Origin of the sequence: Actinoplanes hulinensis (genome assembly GCF_019429605.1) — a bacterium.
Classification (GTDB): Bacteria; Actinomycetota; Actinomycetes; order Mycobacteriales; family Micromonosporaceae; genus Actinoplanes; species Actinoplanes campanulatus.
This window is the reverse complement of the sequence record NZ_JAHXZI010000002.1, coordinates 566,008-585,507: the sequence shown is the minus strand read 5'-3', so window position 1 is coordinate 585,507 and position 19,500 is coordinate 566,008. Positions and strand designations below refer to the sequence as shown.

Annotated in this window: 15 protein-coding genes; 7 read left to right on the top strand and 8 right to left on the bottom strand. The window is 72.0% G+C overall.

Features of this window, described 5'->3' with window-relative positions; genetic code table 11:
* Positions 1 to 130 precede the first annotated feature (130 nt).
* From KZ829_RS06360 to KZ829_RS06330, 7 genes are all read right to left on the bottom strand, one after another.
* A complete protein-coding gene (locus tag KZ829_RS06360) occupies positions 131 to 346 on the bottom strand; it encodes a hypothetical protein (RefSeq protein WP_220142861.1) in 216 nt (71 codons plus the stop codon).
* A 39-nt stretch (positions 347 to 385) separates the two neighbouring features.
* Positions 386 to 3,568: a cyclic nucleotide-binding protein gene (locus tag KZ829_RS06355; protein WP_220142860.1), complete on the bottom strand. Its 3,183-nt coding sequence runs from the start codon at positions 3,566 to 3,568 to the stop codon at positions 386 to 388.
* Between the two features lie 233 nt (positions 3,569 to 3,801).
* On the bottom strand, positions 3,802 to 5,325 hold the full coding sequence (locus KZ829_RS06350) for a S1C family serine protease (RefSeq protein ID WP_220142859.1): 1,524 nt from the start codon (positions 5,323 to 5,325) through the stop codon (positions 3,802 to 3,804).
* 39 nt (positions 5,326 to 5,364) lie between these two features.
* Positions 5,365 to 6,948, bottom strand: a complete 1,584-nt coding sequence (locus tag KZ829_RS06345; RefSeq protein WP_220142858.1) for a sensor histidine kinase — start codon at positions 6,946 to 6,948, stop codon at positions 5,365 to 5,367.
* 8 nt (positions 6,949 to 6,956) lie between these two features.
* Positions 6,957 to 7,670 (bottom strand): response regulator transcription factor, encoded by a 714-nt coding sequence (locus KZ829_RS06340; protein ID WP_188119666.1) that lies wholly within the window; start codon positions 7,668 to 7,670, stop codon positions 6,957 to 6,959.
* A 74-nt stretch (positions 7,671 to 7,744) separates the two neighbouring features.
* Positions 7,745 to 8,539: a lysophospholipid acyltransferase family protein gene (locus KZ829_RS06335; protein WP_220142857.1), complete on the bottom strand. Its 795-nt coding sequence runs from the start codon at positions 8,537 to 8,539 to the stop codon at positions 7,745 to 7,747.
* The gene (locus KZ829_RS06330) at positions 8,536 to 9,297 is read right to left on the bottom strand and encodes a GNAT family N-acetyltransferase (RefSeq protein WP_220142856.1); all 762 of its coding nucleotides are present in this window, start codon (positions 9,295 to 9,297) and stop codon (positions 8,536 to 8,538) included. Before KZ829_RS06330 ends, KZ829_RS06335 begins: the two co-directional genes overlap by 4 nt.
* 93 nt (positions 9,298 to 9,390) lie before the next feature.
* On the opposite strand from KZ829_RS06330, the gene KZ829_RS06325 reads away from it, so the two are divergent.
* The 7 genes from KZ829_RS06325 to KZ829_RS06295 all read left to right on the top strand — a co-directional run bounded on the left by KZ829_RS06325 (position 9,391) and on the right by KZ829_RS06295 (position 19,282).
* The gene (locus KZ829_RS06325; RefSeq protein WP_220142855.1) at positions 9,391 to 10,056 is read left to right on the top strand and encodes a hypothetical protein; all 666 of its coding nucleotides are present in this window, start codon (positions 9,391 to 9,393) and stop codon (positions 10,054 to 10,056) included.
* A 41-nt stretch (positions 10,057 to 10,097) separates the two neighbouring features.
* The gene (locus KZ829_RS06320; protein WP_220142854.1) at positions 10,098 to 11,018 is read left to right on the top strand and encodes an ABC transporter ATP-binding protein; all 921 of its coding nucleotides are present in this window, start codon (positions 10,098 to 10,100) and stop codon (positions 11,016 to 11,018) included.
* Entirely contained in the window at positions 11,015 to 11,821 is an 807-nt protein-coding gene (locus KZ829_RS06315; RefSeq protein ID WP_183216920.1) for an ABC transporter permease, read from the top strand. Before KZ829_RS06320 ends, KZ829_RS06315 begins: the two co-directional genes overlap by 4 nt.
* Positions 11,822 to 12,113: 292 nt before the next feature.
* A complete protein-coding gene (locus tag KZ829_RS06310) occupies positions 12,114 to 15,803 on the top strand; it encodes a multifunctional oxoglutarate decarboxylase/oxoglutarate dehydrogenase thiamine pyrophosphate-binding subunit/dihydrolipoyllysine-residue succinyltransferase subunit (protein WP_220142909.1) in 3,690 nt (1,229 codons plus the stop codon).
* 60 nt (positions 15,804 to 15,863) lie between these two features.
* Positions 15,864 to 16,043, top strand: a complete 180-nt coding sequence (locus KZ829_RS06305; RefSeq protein ID WP_183216924.1) for a DUF6104 family protein — start codon at positions 15,864 to 15,866, stop codon at positions 16,041 to 16,043.
* A 63-nt stretch (positions 16,044 to 16,106) separates the two neighbouring features.
* On the top strand, positions 16,107 to 18,176 hold the full coding sequence (gene pta, locus KZ829_RS06300) for a phosphate acetyltransferase (RefSeq protein ID WP_220142853.1): 2,070 nt from the start codon (positions 16,107 to 16,109) through the stop codon (positions 18,174 to 18,176).
* On the top strand, positions 18,173 to 19,282 hold the full coding sequence (locus KZ829_RS06295) for an acetate/propionate family kinase (RefSeq protein ID WP_220142852.1): 1,110 nt from the start codon (positions 18,173 to 18,175) through the stop codon (positions 19,280 to 19,282). Before pta ends, KZ829_RS06295 begins: the two co-directional genes overlap by 4 nt.
* Here KZ829_RS06295 and KZ829_RS06290 read toward each other — a convergent pair.
* Positions 19,279 to 19,437: a hypothetical protein gene (locus KZ829_RS06290; protein ID WP_220142851.1), complete on the bottom strand. Its 159-nt coding sequence runs from the start codon at positions 19,435 to 19,437 to the stop codon at positions 19,279 to 19,281. The two genes, KZ829_RS06295 and KZ829_RS06290, sit on opposite strands and share 4 nt — an antisense overlap.
* Positions 19,438 to 19,500 lie beyond the last annotated feature (63 nt).

Genomic DNA, 19,500 nt, shown 5'->3' with positions numbered 1-19,500 from the left:
ATCGAGCAAGCGGAGTCCTGGGGTGGGTTGTCTTGGAGTGACAAACCTCTATACCGGAACTCCGCTTCCTACTTTCTGATCAACACACCCTTGACGCCAGCCCGGACCGCCTAACTGAACGGCGTTGCGTCTAGTCCAGCTCCGGCATCGCGACCGGCTGTGGCCGGGGACGGCAGGTGCCGCACTGTGCCGCGTCCTCGACCACCAGCGCCTCGGCCCGGTCCCGGCGGGCCGACCGGGTCACCTCCAGCAGGTACGGCCCGAAGCGCGCGTGCTCGGCGCACACTCCGCGCCCGCAGAACCGGCAGATCGCACGCGCCCCCTCGGCGCAGAACCAGCACAACATGGGCGGCCACTCCTTCTCACGTCGGGCGGCCGCCCATGGTCAGCTGCTGGACGGCGCCGTGGTCGTCGGCTCCGGGTCCGGTGTGGTCGGCTCCGGGTCGGGAGTCGTGGGGTCCGGGTCAGGAGTCGTGGGGTTCGTCGTCGGCTTGGTCGTCGGCTTCGTGGTCGGCTTGGTCGTCGGCTTCGTCGTGGTCGGCCGGTTGGTCGGCACCGTGATCGTCGGGTTGCCGGCGGTGGGCCGGGTCGTCGTCCGGGTCGTCGTCGGGTTCGTCGTCGTCGCCGGGTCGCCGTCGTCCGAGCCGTCCACCGGCTCGTCCTCGGTGCCCGGAACGGTAGTCGGGTCGGTCGAGGGCGCCGGGATGGCGGGCGCCTCGGCCGGGGACGACTCCTCGGTCGGGTCCGGGGTCGGCTCGGCCTCGGTCGGCGGGGTGACCGGCACGCCGTCGCCGCAGTTCAGCGGCTGGTTGTCGGCCTCGTCACGGGAGCCGCCGACACTCACGGCGCCCTCCGAGACCGCGACACCGGCGGTGTCCACTGAATACCACGCCCGGCCGTCGCTGGTCACGTCACCCTGGGTGCGCAGCACGGTCAGGTCCAGCGGCTGGTACGCCCCGCTCGGGCTGCTCGTGTCGGCCAGCAGCCGCCCGTTCTCCAGGGTGAGCCGCCCGGACGGGGTGGACCGCCGCCCGTTCTCCACGCCCACCGCGGTGACCTCGGTCCGCGAGCCGCCGCACAGCACCACCGCGGCGCCGCCCGGGAACGTCAGCAGGGCCACGCCCCGGCCCGGCACCTCGATCTCGGCGCCGGCCGCGAGGTAGCGGCTGTCGTCCGGACCGAGCGCGATCGACTCCCGGTCGGCCACCGCCGTGGCGGAGCCGCGCTGCACGGACAGCAGCACCCGCTCGGCGGGCATCTCCGCCCAGGCCGGCCCGGAGCTCACGTTCACCAGCAGGCTGCCGAGGGCGAACACCAGCAGCAGGCTCACGAAGCCCCACATCCGGCGTTCGAAGTGACGGTCGACGTCGTACTGTTCGTCGGCGTCCGGCGGGCCGGGCGGCACGGCGAGGGGCGGGTGCGCGGCGCCGGGCCGGGCCACCGCCGGGATGCTGGGCCGCAGCGCCGGCATCGGGACGCCGGGGCCGTACGAGCCGATCAGCGGGGGCAGGTCGGAGGCGTCCGGGATGACCCACAGCCGGACCGGGGTCCGGGCCTGGGCCACCATGCCGGGGCTGCCGTCGCCGACCGGGCCGACCAGGGTGCCGCGGCGCAGTTCGACGCCGTCCGGCATGGCGATCACGCCGGACTCGACGACCACCGCGTGGGTCGGGCCGGGCAGGATCACCGGTGCGCCCGGGTCCAGGTCGGCCGGGTGCGCGGCGGCGATCAGCGCCAGCCGCTGGTCCTCCTCCAGCGCGGCGAGCGCCGGGGTGTCGGCGAACAGGGCCTCGGCCTCCGCGCGCTCCTGCGGCGGCGGGCCGGGCATCGGGCCGACCACGGTGGCCACCGTGGAGGTGGGCAGGGTCAGCAGGGTCACGCCGGCGGTGTGCCAGTCGAGCTGGGCGCTGCGGCCGGTGAGCGCGGTGGCCAGGCCGACCACGCCACCCGGGCCGGCGTGGTACCGGATGGTGCCGCCCGGGTCACCGGGACGGCGGCCGTGCAGCGCGCCCTCGGCCACCACGTAGACGGCGCCCTGGGTCTCCCCGGCGAGCACCAGTTGGCGGCCGGTCGGCGGACGGTACCACCGGGCCCGGGCGGCGAGCGCCTGCAACGACGGCTCGGGCAGGCCGCCCAGTTCGGAGGCGCGCAGGGTGGCCACCCGGCGGGGCAGGTCGGCCTCCCGGTCGCGCTCGGCGATCTGCTGGCGCGCCCGGCGGACGGCCCGGACCAGGCGGCCCAGCAGGAAGTAGAGCGGCGGCGCGACGACCCCGAGGACGATCACCAGGAGCAGCAGCGCGCCGGCGACGCCCTCGTACCAGAGGCCGACGATCAGGCCCTCGATCCGGTCGGTCCACAGTCGATAGCCCAGCCCGATGGCGCTGACCAGCCACAGCAGCGACAGGAAGCCGTAGAGGGCGACGAGCCGGCCCTCCCGGTCCAGGGCCTTCCAGCCCGGTCCGCGGCGGCGCAGGCGGCCGCCCATCCAGGACAGCGCGCGGGCCCGGACGTCCGGGATCTCCAGCCAGTCCATCAGCAGGTACTTGCCGTCCAGCGGCAACAGCGGGCTGAGGTTGAAGAACGTGTGCAGGTAGAACAGGAACGCCAGCTTGAAGGTCACCCCGGCGACGGCCGGGATGGCGAGACCGGTCAGCTGGAACAGCCCGGCCAGGCCCAGGGCGGTGGCCGGGCCGGCCGCGGTGACCGCGAGCCGGGCGCGGCGGCCGGCCATCCAGACGTCGCTGGCGTCGACGAAGACCGAGGGGACTCCGAAGTAGAGCATCAGGCCGGCGGCCGGGACATCCCGGCCGACCCGTTTCGCGGCGAGCGCGTGCCCCAGCTCGTGCACCGCCAGGACCAGCACGTTCAGTGACACCAGGGCGAGCGCGCCCAGCAGGTACGAGTCGTCCACCAGGAAGAGGGACCGGCTGCCCCGCTGCCAGGTGCCCGCGAACAGCAGCAGGCCGAGGGCCGCCACCACCGCGCCGATCCACACCGCGACCCGGGTGAAGAGCAGCCGGCCGACGGTGTTGTAGAGCGTGGTGACCAGGCCGTCGACCGGGAAGGACAGGACCACGCGGCCGCGCGCGGCGGCGGCCAGCGAGTCGCCCATCCGCCGGGGCAGCGGGTCCCGGCGCAGGTCGCGCAGCGGCCGGAAGGCGTCCGTCGGCAGCTCTTCGAGCATCCGGTTGGCGGCCAGGTCGGCGACGACCCGGCGGACCTGGTCGGGCGCGAGGCGGCCGGCGATCCGGGCGAACTCGGCGACCAGCCGGGCCACCGTGCTGTCGCCGTCCATCATCAGGGCGAGCTGGTACTCCTCCGGGGTCAGCCGAAGGTACGAGCTGCGGCCGCCGTCCTCGGGCGAGCGCAGCATCACGTACCGTCCGCCGCGCACCGCCGTGCGATGCCGGACCTCGATGCCGGAGCGCAGGATCGGGCGGGCGCCGGCCGGGTTGAGCCGGTCCGCGACGGTGTGCCAGAGGCCGGTGTCGGCGGGGCCGGAGGGCACTCCCGGAGCCCGGCCGGCCAGGGCTTCCCAGACGTTGGTCCGGGTCTCGACGTACGTCAACTCAGGAGGCCCTTCACTCCGCCGGTCGTGGTGGGGGGTTGCTCGCCGGCGACTGGCGAAGGCGTCGCCGATGGCGAATGGAGATTAGGCGGTCGCCTGCACAAACGCGAGCCCCACGCGGGGAAACCGTCCTGTTGGTCGCTAAGGTCCCGAATCCCGGCATAGACACAATCACGGCGGGTGACGCACCCACCGCCGGGTACGTCACCCGCCGTGGCGGGAAGTGCCAATGGTTACTGCGTCTCCTGCAGGGTGACGGTGACCGTCTGCTTGCTGCCGTTGCGGGTGAAGTTCAGCGTCATCTTCTGCCCGACGCTGCCCGCCTGGACCACCGCGACCAGGTCGTCGGAGTCGTCGATGGCCTTGCCGTCCGCCTCGGTCACCACGTCGCCGGTCTGGAGCCCGGCCTTGTCCGCCGCGCTGCCGCTGCTGACGTTGCTGATCAGGGCCCCGCCGTTCTCCGCGTCGGTGACGCTGACGCCGAGCGCCGGGTGGCTGACCTTCTTGCCCTGCATGAGCGACTCGGCGACCTGCTTGGCCTTGTTGCTCGGGATGGCGAAGCCGAGGCCGATGTTGCCGGTGCTGGAGCCGGAGGTGGCGATCGCCGAGTTGATGCCGATCACCTCGCCGTTCGTGTTGACCAGCGCGCCGCCGGAGTTGCCCGGGTTGATCGGGGCGTCGGTCTGCAGCAGGCCGGTCATCGTGGTGGCCCCGGACTGCTGCTGTTGCTGACTGCCGAACGGGCTCTGCTGCTCCTCGCCGCCGGACTGGATGGTGCGGTCCTTGGCGCTGATGATGCCGGCGGTGACCGAGCCCTCCAGGCCGAGCGGGCTGCCCAGGGCCAGCACGGTGTCGCCGACCTGGATCTGCCCGCTGTCGCCGAAGGTGGCGGCCTTCAGGTCGGAGACGCCGGTCGCCTTGATCACCGCGAGGTCGGTGCGCTCGTCGGTGCCGACGACGGTGGCCTGGGTCTTGGTGCCGTCGGCGAAGATGACCGTCACGTTCGAGCCCTGGGCGGTCGAGACCACGTGGTTGTTGGTCACGATGTAGCCGTCGGCGGTCAGCACCACGCCGGAGCCCTCGCCCGAGCCGGTGGTGATCGACACGACGCTGTCCTGGACGGCGGCGGCGATCTGGGCCAGCGACGACCGGTCCACCACCCGGGTGACCGACGAGTTGCCGCTCTGCACGGTGTTGACCGCGTTGCCGCCGTCGAGGGCCAGCGCGGTGGCGGCGCCGACGCCGCCCGCGGTGAGCGCGATCAGCAGCGCGGCCGCTCCGGCCAGGAGCACCTTGCGGCCGGAGCCCGGCCGGCGCGGGGCGACGGTGGTCTGCGGCCCGGCCCAGCCCGGCGGGACGGTGCCGTCGCCGGCCGCCTGGGCCGCCGCGGCGGCGTGCCAGGCGTGGTACGCCGACTGCTGCTGCGCGTAGTCCTGGTAGCCGGCCTGCGGCGCATACCCCTGCGGGGACTGGTAGCCGTAGTGCGGGTGGCCGTAGGGAGCCTGGCCCGGCTGCGCGGAGACCGGCTGGGTGGACACCGGCTGCGCGGAAACGGGCTGCCCGGAGACGGGCTGCTGCTGTTGCCAGGGCGACTGCGCCCAGGCGCCGTGCTGCTGGGGTGCCGCGGACTGGGGAGCACCGGACTGCGGAGCAACCGGCGGCTGCGCAAGAGTCGGCTGCTCAGACGCCACCCGCTCCGTGCTGCTGTGGTCAGCGGCGGCGTCCGCGGTCTGCGGGTTGGTCTCGTTCTCGTTCATGTGAATAACTCTGCCCCGTCGTACTCGTACCGAACTGTGTTAGTCCTGGACGTTTTCTGTGAACCCTTTATCCGCATTTATGGTTGGCAATGACACGCGGAACGTCGCTCCGGCACCGGGCTCCGACAGCACCTCGACGGATCCCTCATGGGCTCGCACGATGGCGGCCACGATGGCCAGCCCCAGGCCCGTTCCGGTGGCCGCGCGCTCGGTGTTGCGGGTCCGCGCCTCGTCCACCCGGTAGAACCGCTCGAAGACCCGGGCGCGCTGCTCCTCGCTCATGCCGGGCCCGGTGTCGGCCACCTCGACCACGGCCCTGCCCTCCTCCCCGGCATACAGCCGGAGCGTCACCGAGGCGCCGGGCGGGGTGTGGACCAGCGCGTTGGTCATCAGGTTGCCGATCACCTGGCGCAACCGGGCGTCGTCACCGTATGCCACCAGGCGCTCCGGCGAGTCCCGCACCTCCAGGCCGATCTCCTTGTCCGGGGCCGTCGCCTGCGCGGCCTGCACCGCGTCGACGGCCAGCACCGGCAGCTCCACCGGCGCCAGGGTGAGCGGCCGCTCCCGGTCCAGCCGGGCGAGCAGCAGCAGGTCCTCGACGAGCAGGCCCATCCGGGCGGCCTCGTCCTCGATCCGCCGGACCAGACGGGCGACCTGCTCCGGATCGGAGACGGCGCCCTGCCGGTACAGCTCGGCGAAACCGCGGATGGTGGTCAGCGGGGTGCGCAGCTCGTGCGAGGCGTCCGCGACGAACCGCCGCATCTTCTCCTCGGACTGCAACGCCCGGGACTCCGACGCGAGGGCCCGTGCCTCGGAGCGCTGCGCCGCCTCGGCCGCCTCCATGGCCGCCTGCTCGGACTGCGCCCGGGCCAGGAAGGCCGCCTCGATCTGGGCGAGCATCGTGTTCAGCGCGCCGGAGAGCCGGCCCAGCTCGGTGGTGGGATGGCCGCCGGACTCCTCCGGGTCGGGCACCCGGCGGGTGAGGTCGCCGGCCGCGATGGCCGCCGCCGTGCGCTCCACCTGGGTCAGCGGGATCAGGCTCTGCCGGACCAGGGCGGCGCCGACCGTGGCGAGGGTGACCAGCACCCCGACGCCGACCAGCACGTCCACCCAGATCAGCCGGGCGATCACGTCGTCGATGCCGGCCATCCGCTGGCCGACGTGCAGGACGCTGTCGTCGGGCAGGCGGCGCACCAGCATCCGCCACATGTACTTCCCGTTGCGGCCCTCGGCGGTGTACGCCTTGCCGTCGTGGGCGGCGATCACGTCGACGCCGCTGAGCAGCCGGGGGGTGTCGTCGGCGGCGACGCCCGCGCCGACCGTGCCGACCGCGGCCTCCCCGCTCACCGAGGTGAAGGCGACGATGTAGTCGGGCGGCGCGAAGACGGCGCGGTAGTGCAGGTTCGCCATGTCCACGGCGGCGCTGTCGGCCATCACGTCGAGCTGCTTGTCGAGCCGGCCGACCATGTAGGTGTTCAGCGCGTAGGTGCTGGCGGCGCTGATCAGGGTGAGCGCGGCGAAGACCAGGACCAGCACCGAGGCGACCAGCTTGGTCCGCAGCGAGATCCGGCGCAGGGTGGGGTGCCGCGGGATCCGCTCGCGGACCCGCTCGGTCAAACTCATCCCGTGGCCTAGACGGCTGGCTTGCGCAGCACGTAGCCCACGCCGCGCAGGGTGTGGATCAGGCGCGGCTGAACGTTGTCCACCTTGCGGCGAAGGTACGAGATGTACGACTCGACGATGTTGTCGTCACCGCGGAAGTCGTACTTCCACACGTGGTCCAGGATCTGTGCCTTGGAGAGCACCCGGTTGGCGTTGAGCATCAGGTAGCGCAGCAGCTTGAACTCGGTCGGCGAGAGCTGCACCCGGGAGCCGGCCCGGTAGACCTCGTGCGTCTCCTCGTCCAGCTCCAGATCGGCGAAGACCAGGCGGGACGGCTGCTCGTCGGTGGCGTTGGTGCGGCGCAGCACCGCCCGGATCCGGGCGGTGAGCTCCTCCAGGCTGAACGGCTTGGTGACGTAGTCGTCGCCGCCCAGGGTCAGCCCACGGATCTTGTCGTCGGTGCCGTCCCGGGCGGTCAGGAACACCACGGGGGTCCGCTGGCCGCCCTCACGCATCAGCCGGATCACCTCGAAGCCATCCAGATCGGGCAGCATCACGTCGAGGACGACCAGGTCCGGCGTCGAGCTGCGGGCCGCGCTCACCGCGGCGCTGCCGCTGGTCGCGGTGGTCACCTCGAACCCGGCGAAACGCAGGCTCGCGGAGAGCAACTCCAGGATGTTGGCGTCGTCCTCGACGACGAGGAGCTTCGCCTCGCTCTGCTTGGGCTGGGTCTGGATGGCCATGGGGTCATTCTTCACCGGACCGCTGCGGCCTTGCTGCACACTCGCTGAAAATTATCTGTGAGCGCCGGACCCGGTCAGGCGGCCAGGCGGTAGCCCGCCCCACCCAGGCCGGCCTGGGCCGCCCGGGCCAGCGCCCGCCGGTCCGCGCCCGGCGCCGGGCGCATCGCGGGGGCGGCCACCAGGGTCACCGTCAACCGGCGCACCCGGGCCACCCGGCGCACCGACTCCCACAGGGTGTCCGCCGCGACGAAGGACGCCTCGGTCGAGTCGTAGCCGATCGAGACCGGCACGACCGGGGCGCCCGCGTCGATCGCCGCCTGGAACAGCGCGGGACGGAACCTGCCCTGGTCGGGGCCGCAGAACGTCGTACCCTCCGGAAAGAGGGCGACCGATCGCCCGGCCCGCAGCGCGGCCGCCACCTCGGCCACCGTGCCCGGCAGCGCCCTCGGCCGGGTCCGGTCGATGAAGATCGCGCCGGCCCGCCGCGCGGTGCCGCCGATGCCCGGCCAGGTCGCCACGTCATGTTTCGCCACCGGCGCCGCGGGCAGCAGCGCGCCCAGCGCCACCACGTCCAGCCAGGAGACGTGGTTGGCGACCACCAGGCTGCCGGGGCGCGGCCGGGGACCGCGCCAGACCGTCCGGACCCCCAGGGCCGCGAGGATGGCGCGGCACAGGGCCCGCAGCGCGCCGCCACCCAGCAGACCCGCGGGCAGCAGACCCAGCAGGAGTACGGCCCAGAGCACGGTCACCCGCGCGGCGGCGGCGACCGCGCCGGCCCGCCGGAAGCCACCGTCCCGGCAGCGGTCGCCGCACCCGGAGGCCGGCTGCCACAGCGTCCCGTGCTCGCCCACCGCAGCCGCCGTGGTCACCGGGACGCGCCCAGGAAGTGCCGGCGGTACCGCGGGTCCAGCCGGTCCAGCGAGAAGAGCACGTAGAAGTCGGCGCAGTCGAAGCCGGCGTCGTAGGCCGGCTCGCCGCACACCCAGCTGCCCAGCCGGAGATAGCCGCGGAGCAGCGGCGGCACGGCCACCTTCGGGTCGGCCACCACGCCGTCCGGAACGGTCCACGGGCGGCGCGGCCGGACCCGCAGCGCGGGCGGCGACAGGTGCCGGCCGTTGATCCGCTCACGCACCCCGGCGGCCGTCGCGCCACCGTCGCCGAGCGGCACCGAGGCGCAGCCGCCCAGCCAGCGCAGGTTGTTCAGGTGCAGGTACCGGGCGATGCCGGCCCACATCAGGTTGACCACCGCGCCGGAGCGGTGATCGGGGTGCACGCAGGAGCGGCCGATCTCCACGAGATGGTCGCGCAGCGGGCGCAGGGCGCTCAGGTCGAACTCGGCGTCGGCGTACCGGCGGCCGGCCAGCTCGGCGGCGCGCGGCGGCAGCATCCGGTAGGTGCCGACCACCTCGCCGGTCGCGTCGTCCCGGACGATCAGGTGGTCGCAGTAGGCGTCGAACTCGTCGGCGTCGACGCCGTCCGCGGTGCCCGGGAGACGGGCGCCGAGCTCGCCGGCGAAGACCTCGTGGCGCAGGCGCTGCGCGGCCTCGACCAGACCCGGGCCGTCGGCGAGGAGCAGGGTGTAGCCGCTGGTCCCGGTGGGTGCGGCGGCGGTCATCAGAACTGCCATGTGATCTGTGTAAGCCCGACGTCTGCCGATGGCGTGTCCGGTTCGGTGGCGATGTGTGACCGCTGGATGAACGACGTGTGCGAAGGTCTGGGGATGATCGTTCCGGCTCGTTTCAACGGCCCGCCCGGCTCCGGCAACGGCGGTTGGTGCGCGGGCGCCTTCGCGGCCGCCGCCGGCGCCCGGCCCGGTGGACCGCCCCATCAGGTGACCCTGCGGGTGCCGCCGCCCCTGGAGACCCCGCTGGAGCTGCGGGACGGGTCGGTCTGGGCGGACCGGACCCTGGTCGCCGAGGTGACCGAGGCCGCCGACGCCGGTCCCGGGGTCCCCGGCGTGCCGTTCGCCGAGGCGGTGACGGCGTCCCGCGGCTATCCCGGCTTCACCGCCCACCCGTTCCCGGGCTGCTACGTCTGCGGGCCGGACCGGGCGCCCGGCGACGGGCTGCGGATCTTCCCGGGGCCGCTGCCCGGCGACCGTACGGCCGCCCCGTGGACGGTCCCCGGCGAGGTCACCCCGGAGACCGTCTGGGCCGCGCTGGACTGCCCCGGCGGGTGGACGGCGATCGGCTCCGGCGGCCGGCCGTACGTGCTGGGCCGGATCACCGCGGCCGTCGGCGCGCTGCCCGGCCCGGGGACGGAGTGTGTGGTGGCCGGAGCGCTGTCGGGCGTCGACGGCCGCAAGGCGACGGTCGACTCGGCCCTGTACGGTCCGGACGGGGAGCGTCTGGCGTACGCGAGGGCCACATGGCTCGCCCTGGTCTAGTACCTTGATCGCTTCCAGCTGACGGGGAAGGAGCCGCGATCATGAGCCGGCCCAACCATGCGGAGATCAGCGTCGAGCACCTCACCAAGCAGTACTCGAAGGTGCGGGCCGTCGACGATCTCTCCTTCACGGTGCACGCCGGCCGTGTCACGGGCTTCCTGGGCCCGAACGGGGCGGGCAAGACCACCGCGTTGCGGATGATCCTGGGTCTGGTCACGCCGACCTCCGGGACCGCGACGATCGGCGGCGTCCGGTACGCGGACCTGCCCGATCCGATCCGCCACGTGGGCGCGATCCTGGAGGCCTCCAGCGCGCACCGCGGCCGTACCGCCCGCAACCATCTGCGGGTGATCTGCCGCGCCTCCGGGCTGCCGGACCGCCGGGCCGACGAGGTCCTCGAGATGGTCGGCCTGCACACCGTGGGCGGCCGCAAGTTCAAGGGCTACTCGCTGGGCATGAAGCAGCGGCTGGGCATCGCCGCGGCGATGCTCGGCGACCCGCGGGTGCTGATCCTGGACGAGCCGACCAACGGCCTCGACCCGGAGGGCATCCGCTGGATGCGCGACCTGCTCAAGGCGTTCGCCGCCGAGGGCCGCGCGGTCCTCGTCTCCAGCCACCTGCTCGGTGAGATGCAGCAGCTCGCCGACGACGTGGTGATCATCGCGGCCGGCCGGCTGATCCGGCAGGGCCCGGTGAGCGACGTGCTCGGCGAGACCGCCGGGGTGACGAAGGTCCGGGTCCGCACCCCGCAGCCGGAGCAGTTGTCCGCCGCGCTGCGCGACGCCCAACTGGAGGTGTCCGCCCAGGCGGACGGCTCGCTGCAGGTGCTCGGCGCGGAGCCGGCGAAGGTCGGCAACGTCGCCTTCACCGCCGGCGTCGAGCTGCACGAGCTGATCGGGGAGGCCGCCGACCTGGAGCGGGTCTTCCTGGAGCTGACGGCCGGAAAGGCGGGGGCCCGATGAACCTCATCAGTGCCGAGCTGCTGAAGCTGCGGACCACCGCGCTCTGGTGGATCTTCGCGATCATCCTGGTGCCGCTCTGGGGTCTCGCGCTGGGCTTCAACTGGCTGAGCATGAACGCGGCGCTGAGCCTCAGCGAGGCCGACATCGAGGCGGCCGGGCTCGGCGACGTGGAACGGCTCGTCTCCGGCCTCTACACCAGCGGCCAGTTCGCCGGCGTGCTGCTCGTGCTGCTGCTCAGCGCGATCCTGGTGACCAGCGAGTTCTTCCACCTGACCGCCACGTCGACGTTCCTCACCACGCCCCGGCGGGAGCGGGTGATCGTCGCCAAGATGGTCGTCGCGGTGATCATCGCGGTGGCGGTCTGGCTCTTCACCACCGTGCTCAACCTGGCCCTCAGCCCGATCGTGCTGGGCACCATGGACCAGCCGACGTACCTCGGCGAGTCCTTCGTCTGGCAGGCGATCGGGCTCAACGGGCTGGCCTTCGTGCTCTGGTCGCTGCTCGGCGTCGGCGCCGGCGTGCTGATCCGCAGCCAGATCGGCGCGACGATCACGCTGTCCGTCGTCTACGTCATCGGCACCCAGTTGCTCAGCATCGTCTTCTTCGTGCTCGACGAGTACGTCTGGGAGGGGTTCATGGCTCTCCGGGTGCTGGTCCCGACGTTCGCCTCGGACCTGCTCATCTCCGGGCCGTCGCTGCCGGACGACCCGCCCCGCTGGGTCGGCGGTGTGATCCTGATCGGTTATGCGGCCATCATGTCGGTGATCGGCACACTGGTCACCAAGCGACGGGACATCTCGTAACCAGAGTCTGCGAACGACGCACGGCCGGCCTGTCCGGTCGTGCGTTTTTCGTTGGCACGACCAGCGAAAACGTGGTCCTGGGAGGGCTCCGGTGCGCCGGTCGGCGAGAAAACGGAGGGTGTAGTCTCGCCCCGTCGCGACGGTGCGGCGGGTGCCGGAGCCGTAGGTCACAGGGTGGACGTCCGCACCGACAGCGCCCATCCACGGCGTAGCCTGGACACCGAATCCTACCCGTCCCGCGTGACGGAGCAGTCACGTGATGACAAAAACGGTGAAAGAGGCGAACGCGGCAGTGTCGACGCAGCAGACTTCGCAGGACAATCCACTCGCGGATTTCGGTCCCAACGAGTGGATCGTCGATGAGATGTACCAGCGCTACCTGGCCGACCCGACCAGTGTCGACCCCGCCTGGCACGATTTCTTCGCCGACTACAAGCCGGCGACCTCGCAGGGACCGATCGCGACCCCGGACCAGGCCACCGCGGCGAACGCCACGGCCACCGCCGCCAAGGCGGGCACCGACGCGCCGGCCGCCACCACGGTCGCGGAGCCGAAGCCGGTGACCCCGCAGGCCGCCCCGAAGCCGGCCGCCAAGCCCGCGCCGAAGCCGGCCGAGGCCGCCCCGGCAGGCGCCCGGACCACCACCCTGCGCGGTGTGGCCGGCAAGATCGTGCAGAACATGGAGGCCTCGCTGCAGGTCCCCACCGCCACCTCGGTGCGCGCGGTCCCGGCGAAGCTGATGGTCGACAACCGCATCGTCATCAACAACCACCTGTCCCGCGGCCGCGGTGGCAAGGTCAGCTTCACCCACCTGATCGGCTGGGCCCTGGTGCGGGCGGTCATCGCCCACCCGGAGATGAACAACACCTACGCCGAGATCGACGGCAAGCCCACCCTGGTCCAGCCGGAGCACGTCAACCTCGGCATCGCGATCGACCTGGTCAAGAAGGACGGGTCCCGCACCCTGGTGGTGCCCTCGGTCAAGAACTGCGAGACGCTCGACTTCCGCGGGTTCTGGCAGGCGTACGAGGACATCGTCCGGCGTGCCCGCCGCAACGAGCTGACCATGGACGACTACGCCGGCACCACGATCTCGCTGACCAACCCCGGCGGCATCGGCACGGTCCACTCCATCCCCCGGCTGATGAACGGGCAGAGCGCCATCATCGGCGTCGGCGCCATGGAGTACCCGGCCCCCTACTCCGGGATGAGCGACGAGACCCTCGCCGAGCACGGCGTGAGCAAGGTCACGACGCTGACCAGCACCTACGACCACCGGGTCATCCAGGGCGCCCAGTCCGGCGAGTTCCTCAAGGTGATGCACGAGCTGCTGCTCGGCCAGCACGGCTTCTACGACGAGATCTTCACCTCACTGCGGATCCCGTACGAGCCGGTCCGCTGGGTGCGTGACGTCGCCCGGACCTCCGAGGGCCAGATCGACAAGGCCGCCCGGGTGGTCGAGCTGATCCACGCGTACCGGGTGCGCGGTCACCTGATGGCCGACACCGACCCGCTCGAGTTCACCATCCGCAAGCACCCCGATCTGGACGTGCTTCAGCACGGCCTGACCCTGTGGGACCTGGACCGCACCTTCCCGGTCGGCGGCTTCGCCGGCAAGCAGCGGATGAAGCTGCGCGACGTCCTCGGCGTCCTGCGCGACACCTACTGCCGCCGGGTCGGCATCGAGTACATGCACATCCAGGACCCGGAGGAGCGCCGCTGGGTCCAGGAGCGCATCGAGGTCAAGTACACGAAGCCGGACACCGACGAGCAGAAGCACATCCTGCACCGGCTCAACGCCGGCGAGGCGTTCGAGACCTTCCTCCAGACGAAGTACGTGGGTCAGAAGCGGTTCTCGCTGGAGGGCGGCGAGTCGCTGATCCCGCTGCTCGACGCCGTGCTCCAGTCGTCCGCCGAGGCGGGGCTGGACGAGATGGTGATCGGCATGGCCCACCGCGGCCGGCTGAACGTGCTCACCAACATCGTCGGCAAGCCGTACGAGAAGATCTTCAACGAGTTCGAGGGTCAGATGGACCCGAAGTCGGCGCACGGCTCCGGTGACGTCAAGTACCACCTCGGCCAGACCGGGAAGTACACCACGCCCGACGGGCAGTACATGACCACCGTCAGCGTGGTCGCGAACCCGTCCCACCTGGAGGCCGTCGACCCGGTCCTGGAGGGCATCGTCCGGGCCAAGCAGGACCGCCTCGACCTGGGCCTGCACGGTTACACGGTGCTGCCGCTGCTGGTGCACGGCGACGCCGCGTTCGCCGGCCAGGGCGTGGTCGCCGAGACGCTCAACCTGTCGCAGCTGCGCGGTTACCGGACCGGCGGCACGGTGCACGTGATCGTGAACAACCAGGTCGGCTTCACCACCGCCCCGGAGTACAGCCGCTCGTCGATGTACTCGACCGACGTCGCCCGGATGATCCAGGCCCCGATCTTCCACGTGAACGGGGACGACCCCGAGGCCGTGGTCCGGGTCGCGAAGCTGGCCTTCGAGTACCGCCAGGCGTTCAACAAGGACGTCGTGATCGACATGATCTGCTACCGGCGCCGCGGTCACAACGAGGGCGACGACCCGTCGATGACCAACCCGCGCATGTACCAGATCATCGACACCAAGCGCAGCGTGCGGAAGCTCTACACCGAGGAGCTGATCGGCCGCGGCGACATCACCGTGCAGGAGGCCGAGGAGCAGCTGCGCGACTACCAGGGCCGGCTCGAGGAGGTCTTCAAGGCCACCCGGGACGCGGCGGGCAGCCCGCAGCGGTCGCGGATCCTCGCCGAGGAGCCGGAGCCCGAGGTCGCGAGCGCCGTCGACGCGAGCGTGGTGCGGGCCGTCGGCCAGGCGCACGTCGAGCTGCCCGAGGGCTTCACCCCGCACAAGCGGGTCCAGCAGCTGCTCGACCGGCGGGCCAAGATGTCCACCGACGGCGGCATCGACTGGGGCTTCGGTGAGCTGATCGCCTTCGGCTCGCTGCTCGCCCAGGGCGTCACCATCCGGCTGGCCGGCCAGGACTCGCGCCGGGGCACGTTCACCTCGCGGCACGCGGCCATCGTCGACTCGAAGACCGGCAAGGACTTCCTGCCGCTGTCGTCGCTGATCACCGGGAACGCCCGGTTCTTCGTGCACGACTCCCTGCTCAGCGAGTACGCGGCGATGGGCTTCGAGTACGGCTACTCGGTGGAGAACCCGGACGCGCTGGTCCTCTGGGAGGCCCAGTTCGGCGACTTCGTCAACGGCGCCCAGTCGATCGTGGACGAGTTCCTCTCCTCCGGCGAGGTGAAGTGGGGCCAGCAGTCGTCGCTGGTGCTGCTGCTCCCGCACGGCATGGAGGGCCAGGGCCCGGACCACTCGTCCGGCCGCCCGGAGCGCTTCCTCCAGCTCTGCGCGCAGGACAACATGCGGGTGGCGAACCCGACCACCCCGGCGAACTACTTCCACCTGCTGCGCCGCCAGGCCCTGTCCACCAAGCGCAAGCCGCTGGTCGTCTTCTCGCCGAAGTCGCTGCTGCGGCACAAGCTGGCGGTCTCCGGGGTCAACGAGTTCACCCAGGGCGCCTTCCAGCCGGTGCTCGGCGACGCCGGCAACAACGGCCAGCAGCTCGACGCCGCCTCGGTGAAGCGGGTGCTGCTCTGCTCCGGCAAGGTCTACTACGACCTGCTCCAGGCGCGCGGTGACCGGGGCATCACCGACACCGCGATCATCCGGATGGAGCAGATCTACCCGCTCCCGGTCGAGGAGCTCAAGGCCGTCCTGGCGCAGTACCCGAACGCCGAGGACTTCGCCTGGGTGCAGGAGGAGCCGGCCAACCAGGGCGCCTGGTCGTTCGTCGCGCTCAACCTGCTGGAGCACCTGGAGGGTGTCCGCCTGCGGCGGATCTCCCGCCCGGCCGCGGCCGCCCCGGCGGTCGGCTCGGCGAAGATGCACGACGCCGAGCAGGCCGCGCTGGTCGAGGCCGCGCTGCCGCGTCCGTGACACGCTGAAAGGCAGGGGCCGCTCCGGAAAACCGGGGCGGCCCCTCCTAATATCCGCATCATGTACTTCACCGATCGTGGCATCGAGGAACTGGTCCAGCGGCGCGGCGAGGAGACCGTGACACTGGAGTGGCTCGGCGAGCAGCTGCGCACCTTCGTCGACATGAACCCGGAGTTCGAGACCCCGATCGAGCGTCTCGCCACCTGGCTGGCCCGCGGCGACGAGGACGACGAGGACTAGATGATCAGTAGATCCGGGACCTTTGGCCCGACCGGGGGCATTCCCGGCCGGTAGTTTGAAGGCGTGGCACGCAGCGTCTATGTAGCGGGTCTGGGCCCGTCCGTCGGTAAGGGGATCGTGGCACTCGGCATCGTCGAGGCGCTGTCCCGGCAGGTCGCCTCGGTGGCCGTCTTCCGTCCGATGATCTCCGGTGGCAACCCCGATCCGTTGCTCTCCGTGCTCCACGAGCGCTATCCGGGGCCGGACCCCGCGGATGCGTACGGCGTCACCCTCGCCGAGGCGTCCGCGCTGGTCGCCGACGGCCGCTGGGAGGAGCTGATCGGCCGGATCGTGGAGCGCTACCGGGAGGTCGAGCGGCACGCGAGCGCCGTGGTGATCATCGGGAGCGACTTCGCCGACAAGCCCGGCGAGGGGCAGGACGAGCTGCCCCGGGAGTTCGCCTTCAACGCCCGGCTGGCGAACGAGTTCGGCAGCGTGGTGGTGCCGGTGGTCAGCGGCGAGGGCCGGTCCCGGGATTCGCTCGCGGGGGCCGCGCGGGGCGCGTACCACTCGCTTGTCGATCTTGGCACGACGGTGGTGGCGGTGATCGCCAACCGGGTCCCGGCAGCGGCCATGGGTGGTGAGCCCGAAGGGCTGCCGGTGCCGTTCTGGGCCCTTCCGGAGATCCCCGCGATCGCCGCGCCGACCGTCGGCGAGGTGGCCGCCGCGCTGGACGCCGACGTGATCGCCGGTTCCGCCGGATCGCTGGAGCGGGACGTGCTGGACTACGTGGTCGGCGCCGGGCAGGTGCCGACCGTGCTGGGCGCGCTGACCGACGGGGCGCTGCTGATCACCGCGGGCGACCGGGCGGACCTGCTGGTCGCGGCGAGCGCGGCGCACGCGGCCGGCAACGTCACGCTGGCCGGGCTGGTGCTGACCCTGGGCGAACCGGCCGACGAGCGGGCGCTCCGCGTCATCGAGCGTCTCAACACCGGTCTGGCCATGCTGGGCACCAAGACCGACAGCTACCACACGATCGCCGCGGCCGACCGGATCACGGCGCAGCTCAGCACCCCTCGCAAGATCGACGCGGCACTCGGGATCTTCGAGGAGAACGTGGACACCGCCGAGCTGTCCCGGCTGCTCGACGTGGCCCGGTCGAGCCGGGTCACCCCGCTGATGTTCGAGAACGATCTGATCGAGAAGGCCCGCGCCGACCGCCGTCACCTGGTGCTGCCGGAGGGCACCGAGGAGCGCATCCTGCGGGCCTCGGAGACGCTGCTGCGACGTGGGGTGGCCGATCTGACCCTGCTCGGCGACCCGGAGGAGATCAACCGGCGGGCCCGGGAGATCGGCGTGGACATCGCCGGCGCGCGGCTGGTGGACCCGGCCACGAGCGAGTGGCGACAGGATTTCGCCACCCGGTACGCGGAGATCCGCAAGCACCGCGGCGTCACCCTGGATCTGGCCTACGACGTGGTCACCGACGTCAACTACTTCGGCACCCTGATGGTGGCCGGCGGTCTGGCCGACGGCATGGTCTCCGGCGCCACCCACACCACGGCCGCGACGATCCGCCCGGCCTTCGAGATCATCAAGACGGTGCCCGGGCTGACCGTGGCGTCCAGTGTGTTCTTCATGCTGCTCGCCGACCGGGTGCTGGTCTACGGCGACTGCGCGGTCAACCCCGACCCGGACGCCGAACAGCTCGCCGACATCGCCCTGTCCTCGGCCCAGACCGCCGCCGCGTTCGGGATCGAGCCGCGGGTCGCCATGCTCTCCTACTCCACCGGCAGCTCCGGTGCGGGCGCCGACGTGGACAAGGTGGCGGCGGCGACCGCGCTGGTCCGGCAGCGGCGGCCCGATCTGCCCGTCGAGGGCCCGATCCAGTACGACGCGGCGATCGACCCGGCGGTGGCCGCCGCCAAGCTCCCCGGCAGCGCCGTCGCCGGCAAGGCCACGGTCTTCGTCTTCCCGGACCTGAACACCGGCAACAACACCTACAAGGCGGTCCAGCGATCGGCGAACGCGGTCGCGGTCGGCCCGGTGATGCAGGGCCTGCGGCGACCGGTCAACGACCTGTCCCGCGGCGCGACGGTCAAGGACATCGTGAACACGGTCGCCATCACGGCGATCCAGGCGGGAGCGAAATGACTCGGGTGCTCGTGCTCAACAGCGGCTCGTCGTCGCTGCGATACCGGCTCTTCGACGGTTCGGACGTGCTGGCCAAGGGCCTGATCCAGCGGATCGGCGAGCCCGGCGGCGACGCGGCCGACCACGGTGCCGCGCTGCGGCGGCTGATGGACGAGCTGGACCTGTCCGGGCTGACCGCGGTCGGTCACCGGGTGGTGCACGGCGGCGAGCGGTTCACCGCCTCGACCGTCGTCGACGACGAGGTGCTGGCGGCCATCGAGGAGCTGATCCCGCTCGCCCCGCTGCACAACCCGGCCGCGCTGACCGGGCTGCGGGTGGCCCGTGACCTGCTGCCCGGGGTCCCGCAGGTGGCCGTCTTCGACACCGCGTTCCACGCCACGATCCCGCCGGAGGGCGCGCTCTGGGCGATCGACCGGGAGGTGTCGCGCAAGTGGGGGCTGCGGCGCTACGGGTTCCACGGGACGTCGCACGCGTACGTCTCCCGGGAGACCGCCCGGGTGCTCGGCCGGCCGGTCGCCGACATCAACGTGATCACGCTGCACCTGGGCAACGGGGCCAGCGCCACGGCGGTCCGCGGCGGGCGCAGCGTGGCCACCTCGATGGGCCTGACCCCGCTGCCCGGGCTGGTGATGGGCACCCGCTCGGGCGACATCGACCCGAGCCTGATCTTTCATCTGCACCGGGTGGCCGGGCAGTCGCTGGACGAGATCGAGGAGATGCTGACCCGCCGGTCCGGGCTGCTCGGCCTGACCGGGGACAACGACATGCGTACCGTGCAGGAGCGGTGGGCGGCCGGTGATGCGGACGCCACCCTGGCCTTCGACATCTACTGCCGGCGGATCCGCGAGTACACCGGCTCCTACCTGGCCGTCCTGGGCCGGGTGGACGCCATCACCTTCACCGGCGGGGTCGGGGAGAACTCCCGGGAGATCAGGGCGACGACCCTGGCGGGCCTGGAGGCCCTCGGCATCGCGATCGACCCGGACCGTAACCTAGCCAACGCCTCGATCATCTCGCCCGACGGCTCCCCCGTGACGGTGTGCGTGGTGCCCACCGAGGAGGAGCTGGAGATCGCCTCCGAGGCCCGTAGTGCGGTCGGGGCCTAGAGGACCAGCCAGGCCAGCAGGGCGATCACCAGGACCGCCACGGCGCCACCGACAAGGTAGGGCATTTTGGACGATGCCGCGTCGTCCGGCTTCGTCCGGGAGAAGGCCCGGAACGCCTCGGTGTTGCCGCTCGGGTCGACTTGGTTGTCAGGCATGGGGCCGACCCTAACCACACAGGTCAAGGTTGGCGAAACACGTCCACCTGTTCGGTGGAACCC

Excerpts from the sequence above, each read along its gene's own strand:
- KZ829_RS06360 (WP_220142861.1), bottom strand. The coding sequence starts at position 346 with ATGTTGTGCTGGTTCTGCGCCGAGGGGGCGCGTGCGATCTGCCGGTTC.
- KZ829_RS06350 (WP_220142859.1), bottom strand. The coding sequence starts at position 5,325 with ATGAACGAGAACGAGACCAACCCGCAGACCGCGGACGCCGCCGCTGAC.
- KZ829_RS06345 (WP_220142858.1), bottom strand. The coding sequence starts at position 6,948 with ATGAGTTTGACCGAGCGGGTCCGCGAGCGGATCCCGCGGCACCCCACC.
- KZ829_RS06340 (WP_188119666.1), bottom strand. The coding sequence starts at position 7,670 with ATGGCCATCCAGACCCAGCCCAAGCAGAGCGAGGCGAAGCTCCTCGTC.
- KZ829_RS06330 (WP_220142856.1), bottom strand. The coding sequence starts at position 9,297 with ATGGCAGTTCTGATGACCGCCGCCGCACCCACCGGGACCAGCGGCTAC.
- KZ829_RS06325 (WP_220142855.1), top strand. The coding sequence starts at position 9,391 with ATGATCGTTCCGGCTCGTTTCAACGGCCCGCCCGGCTCCGGCAACGGC.
- KZ829_RS06320 (WP_220142854.1), top strand. The coding sequence starts at position 10,098 with ATGAGCCGGCCCAACCATGCGGAGATCAGCGTCGAGCACCTCACCAAG.
- KZ829_RS06315 (WP_183216920.1), top strand. The coding sequence starts at position 11,015 with ATGAACCTCATCAGTGCCGAGCTGCTGAAGCTGCGGACCACCGCGCTC.
- KZ829_RS06305 (WP_183216924.1), top strand. The coding sequence starts at position 15,864 with ATGTACTTCACCGATCGTGGCATCGAGGAACTGGTCCAGCGGCGCGGC.
- KZ829_RS06295 (WP_220142852.1), top strand. The coding sequence starts at position 18,173 with ATGACTCGGGTGCTCGTGCTCAACAGCGGCTCGTCGTCGCTGCGATAC.
- KZ829_RS06290 (WP_220142851.1), bottom strand. The coding sequence starts at position 19,437 with ATGCCTGACAACCAAGTCGACCCGAGCGGCAACACCGAGGCGTTCCGG.